7 protein-coding genes and 2 pseudogenes (1 of these 9 only partly in view) are annotated in these 7,621 nt (G+C 76.0%); all 9 read left to right on the top strand.

Going from position 1 to position 7,621, the window contains the following annotated elements; genetic code table 11:
* Window positions 1–124, top strand: a pseudogene (locus D476_RS39230) (RuvX/YqgF family protein); the annotation flags it as partial.
* Window positions 121–2,241 (top strand): endolytic transglycosylase MltG, encoded by a 2,121-nt coding sequence (gene mltG, locus D476_RS0120270; protein WP_017625753.1) that lies wholly within the window; start codon window positions 121–123, stop codon window positions 2,239–2,241. The pseudogene D476_RS39230 and the gene mltG, both read left to right, overlap by 4 nt.
* The gene (locus D476_RS0120265) at window positions 2,241–3,071 is read left to right on the top strand and encodes a shikimate dehydrogenase (RefSeq protein ID WP_017625752.1); all 831 of its coding nucleotides are present in this window, start codon (window positions 2,241–2,243) and stop codon (window positions 3,069–3,071) included. The genes mltG and D476_RS0120265 overlap by 1 nt, the downstream gene beginning before the upstream one ends.
* A gap of 328 nt (window positions 3,072–3,399) precedes the next feature.
* Window positions 3,400–4,029, top strand: coding sequence for a translation initiation factor IF-3 (infC, locus tag D476_RS0120260; protein ID WP_083939589.1), 630 nt, complete (start codon window positions 3,400–3,402; stop codon window positions 4,027–4,029).
* 92 nt (window positions 4,030–4,121) lie between these two features.
* Complete coding sequence (rpmI, locus tag D476_RS0120255; protein ID WP_017625750.1) at window positions 4,122–4,313, top strand: 50S ribosomal protein L35; 192 nt, start codon at window positions 4,122–4,124, stop codon at window positions 4,311–4,313.
* A gap of 71 nt (window positions 4,314–4,384) precedes the next feature.
* The gene (gene rplT, locus D476_RS0120250; RefSeq protein WP_017625749.1) at window positions 4,385–4,765 is read left to right on the top strand and encodes a 50S ribosomal protein L20; all 381 of its coding nucleotides are present in this window, start codon (window positions 4,385–4,387) and stop codon (window positions 4,763–4,765) included.
* Between the two features lie 20 nt (window positions 4,766–4,785).
* Window positions 4,786–5,631, top strand: a complete 846-nt coding sequence (locus D476_RS0120245; RefSeq protein ID WP_017625748.1) for a TrmH family RNA methyltransferase — start codon at window positions 4,786–4,788, stop codon at window positions 5,629–5,631.
* 251 nt (window positions 5,632–5,882) lie between these two features.
* Entirely contained in the window at window positions 5,883–6,965 is a 1,083-nt protein-coding gene (locus D476_RS0120240; RefSeq protein ID WP_017625747.1) for a sensor histidine kinase, read from the top strand.
* A gap of 93 nt (window positions 6,966–7,058) precedes the next feature.
* Window positions 7,059–7,621, top strand: a pseudogene (locus D476_RS33975) (phenylalanine--tRNA ligase subunit alpha); it runs 518 nt beyond the window's last position.

Raw genomic sequence — 7,621 nt, 5'->3', positions numbered from 1 at the left:
GGGGGGCGGGCCCCGCCGCGCCGTGATCGACCAGGCGGCCGCCGTGGTGCTGCTGCAGTCGGCGCTGGACACCGAGCGCACGGCGGGGCGGCCCCCGGGGGAGATCGTCGAGGTGGGCCGATGAACGGCAACGACCCCTACGGGGAGCAACGGCCCTACCGGGGCCGCAGGGCCCGCCCGGAGGAGCCCGAGGAGCCGGACCCGCTGGGCGGGCCCCGCCCCCGGCCCGCGGCCGACCCGCACTCCGGCCCGTTCGCTGGGCCCCGCTCCGACCTGGGGTCCGCGCTCGGCGGCCGCCGGGCGGCCAGCGCCGCCTCCGCCGGCCCGGCCGACCCCCCGGCCGCCCCCGGCCCGGCGGGGGACCCACTGACCGACCCCTGGCCCGCCGCCCCCTCGGCGGGCGGCCGGCACGGGCGGCACTCCTCCGGCGGCGCGGCCCCGCCCTCCGACCCGCTCGGCGGCCCCGCGGCCCCGCCGCCTCCGGACACGGGGGCCTGGCCGGGCCGGGAGTCCGGCGCGTGGCCCGGAGCCGACACCGGCGCACGGCCCACCTCCCCGGACACCGGCTCGTGGCCCGGGGGGTCGGGCGGCCCCGACGCGCCGCACCCCGCCGGCGGCCCCCGCCGGGGCCGCCGCCGCAAACCCGAGACCGACCCCGACCTGGCGGGCCCCGCACCGGCGGGCGGCGCCCAGCCCCCTCCGCCACGCGACCCCGCCCTCGACTCCGGCCCCATGCCCGCCGGTCCCGGCGACCCGGACGAGCACCGGCCCCGCGGCCGTCGCCGCCGCCGCGCGCCCGAGGACGAGTCCGACCCGCTGGGCCTGGGCCCCGCGCCGGGCGAGGGCGAGGACGACCCGTTCGACCGCCCATTGCCCCGGCGCACCCTGGACTTCGACGCGGTACCGGTGACGCGCAAGGGCGGGCGCCGCAGGGCGCGCGCCGCCGACCCGCATCCGTCGGAGCCATTGGAGCCGTTGGAGGCGGCCGCCCCGGCCGCGCCCGGCTACGCACCGGACACCGACGATGAATCCGGCGATCCCGACGGTCCCGACGCCGAGCACGGCGCGGACGCCGAGCCCGCCCCGCGCGGGCGCCGTTCGCGCGGGAGAGGCGGCCGCGAGCCCCCCCGCCGCGCCCGCCGCCGCCGCGGCGGCTCCCGCGGCCGGGGCCGGAGCGGCGGCGGGGACCGCCCCGCGCGCCGCGGCAGGACCAAGGTCATCGTGGTCGGCGCCGCCCTCGCGGTCGTCGTCGCGGGCGGCGGCTTCGCCGCGCGCACCTACCTGTTCCCCGCCGACTACGACGGCGCGGGCCGCGGAGAGGTCGAGGTCGTCATCCCGGAGGGCGCCTCCGGGGGCGCCATCGGCGGGATCCTGGCGGACGCGGGCGTGGTGGCCAGCTCCCGGGCGTTCACCAACGCGCTGGGCGAGGCCGGGGCCGAGCTGCCGCCCGGCACCTACCGGCTGCGCACGGAGATGAGCGCGGACGCCGCCGTCGAGCTGATGCTCGACCCGGCGGCCCGCGCCGAGTCCAGGGTCACCATCAAGGAGGGGATGCGCGGCTCGGAGATCCTGGCGCAGGTGTCCCAGGAGGCGGGCATCCCGCTGGAGGACCTGCAGGCCGCCTTCGACGACCCGGACTCGCTCGGGGTGCCCGACTACGCCGACAAGGGCACCGAGGGCTACCTGTTCCCGGACACCTACACCTTCACCCCGGACATGTCCGCCGAAGAGGCGCTGTCCATGATGGTGCGCCGTTTCGACCAGGTGGCCGAGGACCCCGGGGTCGACCTGGAGGCGGGGGCCGCGGACCGGGACATGGACCCCGACGAGGTCATGGCGGTGGCCGCCATCGTGCAGGCCGAGACCGGGTCGGTCGAGGACATGCCGGACATCTCCGCGGTGGTCCACAACCGGCTGGAGGAGGGCATGGAGCTGGGCATGGACAGCACCTGCTTCTACGTCATCGGCGAGCACGGCATCGCCCTGACCAACGCCCAGCTCGACCAGTGCAAGGCCGAGGACAGCGACTACGCCACCTACGGCCGCAAGGGCCTGCCCGCCGGGCCGTTCGTCAGCCCGGGGGAGGACGCCATCAAGGCGGCCCTGAACCCCTCCGACGCGGACTACCTGTACTTCGTGGCGACCGACCCGGAGAACGGGGTCACCGAGTTCGCCGAGACCTACGAGGAGTTCCAGGTGCTCAAGCAGCGGTTCCAGCAGAGCCAGCAGGGAGGGGCCTGATGCGCGCGGCCGTGCTGGGCTCGCCCGTGGAGCACTCGCTGTCCCCCGTGCTGCACGGCGCCGCCTACGAGGCGCTGGGCATCGCGGGGGAGTGGAGCTACGGCCGCCACGAGTGCCGGGAGGACGGGCTGCTGCCGTTCCTGCGCGGGTGCGGCCCCGAATGGGCGGGCCTGTCGCTGACCATGCCGCTCAAGAAGGCGGCCCTGGAGGCCGCCGACCGCGCCGACGACGCCTCCCGGGAGGTGGGCGCGTCGAACACGCTGGTCTTCCGCGACGGGGGGCGCCTGGCCTACAACACCGACGTCCACGGGATCGGGGAGGCGCTGCGCGAGGCCGGGGCCGGTGCCCCGCGCACCGCGGCGGTGCTCGGCGGCGGGGCGACCGCCGCCTCCGCCGTCGCGGCCCTGCGCCGCCTGGGCGCGGCCTCGGTCACCGTGCTCGCCCGCGACCCCGCGCGGGCCGCGGACGTGCGGCTGGCGGGGGAGCGCGCCGGGATCGCCGTCGCGCTGGCGCCCCTGGCCGAGCTGGAGCGCCACCTGGACGTGGACCTGGTCGCCAGCACCCTGCCCTCCGGTGCCGCCGACCCGTGGGCCGGTGCGGTGGCGGCGAGCGGCGCCGCCGTCTTCGACGTGGTCTACAGCCCGTGGCCGACCGCGCTGGGGCGGGCGGCCGCGCAGGCCGGACGCACCGTCGTCGGCGGCTTCCCGATGCTGCTGCACCAGGCTGCGGCCCAGGTCGAGCTGATGACCGGGGCCGAGCGGGCCCCGGTCGAGCACATGCGGCGCGCGGGCGAGGCCGAACTCGCCCGGCGGGCCGCCGCGCGGGAATAGCCCGGTGCGCACCGGCGTTGGCGGGCGTGCAGGGTGTCCCCCCGGCGAAGGCCCATCGGGTCCGGCGACCCTGGTAGAGTGGGGTCCTGACCTGAACCGGGCGCGCACGCGCCCGGGGACGCAAGCGGAGGCGGGTCCTCCCACCTGTCGGGCGCAACTCGCACAGGTATCCGGTCGGCGGTGCGGCGCACCGCGCGAGGTCCTCCGACCCCGCCGGACGTACGCGTCCGCCGCCCGGTGGATCACCCCGCTTGCCACGGCCGGCGGGGTTTTTCGCTTTCCGCCCCCTTAATCCCGGGGCCGCGGGTGGGAACCCCTACTACGGAGCATCACGACAAGGCTAGGGAGGGGTCTCATCAGCGCCGAGCCCCGCATCAACGACCGCATCCGGGTTTCCGAGGTCCGACTCGTCGGGCCCAACGGCGAGCAGGTCGGCATCGTGCCCGTGCAGGACGCCCTGCGCCTGGCACAGGAGGCCGACCTCGACTTGGTCGAGGTCGCCCCGACCGCGCGGCCGCCGGTCGCCAAGCTGATGGACTACGGCAAGTTCAAGTACGAGTCCGCGGTCAAGGCGCGCGAGTCGCGCAAGAACCAGTCGAACACGATCATCAAGGAGATCAAGCTCCGCCCGAAGATCGACGCGCACGACTACGACACCAAGAAGGGTCACGTCGAGCGCTTCCTCAAGGGCGGGGACAAGGTCAAGGTGACGATCATGTTCCGCGGCCGCGAGCAGTCCCGCCCCGAGCTGGGACGTCGGCTGCTGGCCAAGCTGGCCGAGGACGTCCAGGACCTGGGATCGGTGGAGTCGCAGCCCAAACAGGACGGCCGCAACATGGTCATGGTCCTGGGGCCGCACAAGCGCCGCTCCGAGCACAAGGCCGAGGCCCGCGCGGCCGGCGGCGGCAAGACCCGCCGCGAACAGCGCCGCGAGGAGCAGGAGAGCGGGCAGGCCTGACCCGCCCGCCGACACGTCGGCGCCGGGCCGCCCGGGGCGGCCCGGCGCCGGGCGTGCGCACGCCGAGACAACGAGTAGGAGACGACGGCGAGATGCCGAAGAACAAATCGCACAGTGGTGCCAGCAAGCGCTTCCGCGTGACCGGCTCCGGCAAGATCATGCGCCGCCGTGCCAACAAGAACCACCTGCTGGAGCACAAGCCCTCCAAGCGCACCCGCCGCCTGACCGGCGAGGTGGAGATGGCGCGTGCCGACGCCAAGAAGATCAAGAAGCTGCTGGGCTGAGCCCGGCCGCGTTCGGACGTAGACGAAGCGGTGGCGCGGTGAGCGTCACCGGGAACCCCTGAGGAGTCACAGTGGCACGCGTGAAGCGGGCTCTCAACGCCAAGAAGAAGCGCCGGGTCGTCCTTGAGCGGGCCAGCGGCTACCGCGGCCAGCGGTCGCGCCTGTACCGCAAGGCCAAGGAGCAGATGCTCCACTCGATGACCTACTCCTACCGGGACCGCAAGGACCGCAAGGGCCAGTTCCGCCGCCTGTGGATCCAGCGGATCAACGCCGGCGCCCGCGCGAACGGCCTCACCTACAACCGGTTCATGCAGGGTCTGAAGACCGCCGGTATCGAGGTCGACCGCCGCATGCTCGCCGAGCTCGCGGTCAACGACCCGGCCGTGTTCGCCTCCCTGGTCGAGACGGCGAAGAAGAACCTGCCCGCCCCCGCCTCCCAGGCCGCGGCCTGACCCCGGAGTACGGGTCCGCGATGGCGAGCCACGAGTACACGAGCGTCCGCTCCCCCCGGATCAAGGGGGCTCGTCGGCTCGCCAAGCGCGCCTTCCGCCAGCGCGAGCGGCGCTTCCTGGCGGAGGGCCCGCAGGCGGTGCGCGAGGCGCTGGCCCGCCCCGGCGGCGTGGCCGAGCTGTTCGCCACCGCCGAGGCCGCCCGCCGCCACGACGACCTGGTCACCGCCGCCTACGCCGCCGATGTGCCGGTGCACCGGGTCAGCGTGGAGGTGATGGCCGAGCTGGCGCAGACGGTCACCCCCCAGGGGCTGGTGGCGGTCTGCCCGTTCGTGGACGTGCCGCTGGAGCGGGTGCGCGGCGCCCGCCTGGTGGCCGTCCTGTCCCACGTGCGCGACCCCGGCAACGCCGGCACGGTGCTGCGCACCGCCGACGCGGCCGGGGCCGACGCCGTGGTGTTCACCGACGCCTCGGTCGACCCCTACAACGGCAAGTGCGTGCGCGCCTCGGCCGGGAGCCTGTTCCACCTGCCCGTGGTGGTGGACGTGCCCGCGGCCGAGGCGGTCGGCCTGCTGCGCGGGGAGGGGGCCGCGGTGTGGGCCGCCGACGGCGGCGGCGACACCGACCTGCACGCCACCGCCGACGCGGGCGGGCTCGGCGGCCCCGTCGCCTGGGTCTTCGGCAACGAGGCCTGGGGGCTTCCCGCCGAGACCCTCGCCCTGACCGACGGCGCGGTGAGCGTGCCGATCTACGGCGCCGCCGAGAGCCTCAACCTCGCCACGGCCGCCGCGGTGTGCCTGTACACCACCGCCCGTGAGCAGCGCCGGGGCGGCGGCCCGGCCGAACCCCGCGATGCGGACGGCGCGTAACCCCCTCCTGCGACCCGTGATCCGGGTAGCCGCGCGGAACCCGCACGTCACCGGGGCCGCCCGGGGCCGCGTGCGGTGCGCCGCAGGCGCTGCCGTCCCCGCGGCGACTTGCCCGCGCCCCCGCCGGAGCCGCTACGCTCGGTCCATCACGGCGGAGCGCCGCACCCGGTCCGACTAGCCGCTCCCGCGGAAGGGTACTGACCTTCGGTGACACCGGGGGAGGGCGGCGGCGCCGCCAGGGCGTTGCGAGGGTGCGGGAGGCGGTCGTGGACGGCGACCAGAGGGCAGGGACCGCGGCCGGCACCGCCGTCGCCGCCGACGACCTGCCGGACGGGCTGCTCGTGGCCGACGGCGCCGGGCGCGTGCTGGTCTTCAACCGGATGGCCGCCCGCCTGTGCCGCACCGACCCCGACGCCGCGCTCGGCCGCGACCTGCGCGACGTCCTCCCGCTGGCCGACGCCGACGGCCGCGACTGGTGGAAGTGCTCCGACCCCTACGGCGGCCTGCGCACCCGCACCCGCCAGCCCGAGCGCCGCCTCTACCTGGGCGACGGCCGCGAGGTGCTGATGAGCGCCCGCTACGTGCGCCAGAGCCCCGCCGGGCCGCTGGCCCGGCTGGTGGTCACGCTGCGCGACGCCGCCCCGCGCGAGCGCGCCGACCGCGGCCGCGCCGACCTGGTCTCCACCGTCGCGCACGAGCTTCGCTCCCCGCTGACCAGCGTCAAGGGCTTCACCGCCACCGTGCTGGCCAAGTGGGACCGGCTCACCGAGCGGCAGAAGATCTTCATGCTGGAGACCGTCAACGCCGACGCCGACCGGGTCACCCGCCTGATCACCGAGCTGCTCAGCGTCTCGCGGATCGAGTCCGGGCGGCTGGAGGTGCGCCGCGCCGTGGTCGACCTGCCCGAGCGGGTGCGCAAGGTGGTCGCCGGGCGCATCGCCGCCGGGGACCCCGCCGAGCGGTTCCGGCTGCACGTGGCCGGGCCGCTGCCCGAGCTGTGGCTGGACGCCGACAAGATCGAGCAGATCCTCTCCAACCTGGTGGAAAACGCGGTGCGGCACGGCGCTGGTACTGTCACCATAGTGATCGAGCCGCATGAGGAGGGAGCAGCCGTGTCGGTGCGCGACGAGGGCACGGGCATACCGCCCGAGGCCGTGCCGCGCGTCTTCCGCCAGTTCTGGCGCTCCCGGCGCCGCGGCGGCACCGGCCTGGGGCTGTTCATCGTCAAGGGCCTGATCGAGGCCCACGGCGGCGCGATCACCGTCGGCCGCGCCCCCGCCGGGGGCGCGGAGTTCCGATTTACCGTGCCCGCCGGCGCCCCCGAGTTCGCCTGAGCGGACCGGCGCAGCGGCGGGCCTCCCACCAGCAGTGACTGCTCCTTGTCGGCCAGAGCCCGCCGCCGCGGCGGGCTGCGAGGCGAAAGAACCATGTCTGCACCCAACAACTCCTATGACCCGGTCGAGGTGACGCCCCTCCACCCCGACGAGGTCGCCCAGATGCTCGACGCGGCCCTGGCCGCGATCGCGGCGGCCGACACCCTCGAGGCCCTGAAGGAGGCCAAGGCCGCCCACGCCGGGGACCGCTCCCCGCTCGCCCTGGCCAACCGCGAGATCGGCTCCCTGCCCCCGGCCGCCAAGGCCGAGGCCGGCAAGCGCGTCGGCGGCGCCCGCAAGCGGGTCGGCCAGGCCCTCAAGGACCGCCAGGCCGAACTGGAGGCCGAGCGCGACCGCCGCGTCCTCATCGAGGAGGCCGTCGACGTCACCCTGCCCACCGGCCGCGCGCCCCGCGGCGCCCGGCACCCCCTGACCACCATCGCCGAGCGCATGGCCGACATCTTCGTCGCCATGGGCTTCGAGGTGGCCGAGGGCCCCGAGGTCGAGGCCGAGTGGTACAACTTCGACGCCCTGAACTTCCTGCCCGACCACCCCGCCCGCACCATGCAGGACACCTTCTTCGTGCAGGCGCCCTCCGGCGGGGAGTCCCGGCAGGG

The organism is Nocardiopsis chromatogenes YIM 90109 (genome assembly GCF_000341185.1).
Taxonomy (GTDB): domain Bacteria; phylum Actinomycetota; class Actinomycetes; order Streptosporangiales; family Streptosporangiaceae; genus Nocardiopsis_A; species Nocardiopsis_A chromatogenes.
The sequence above is the reverse complement of the archived record's forward strand: the minus strand, read 5'-3'. Positions and strand labels throughout refer to the sequence as shown.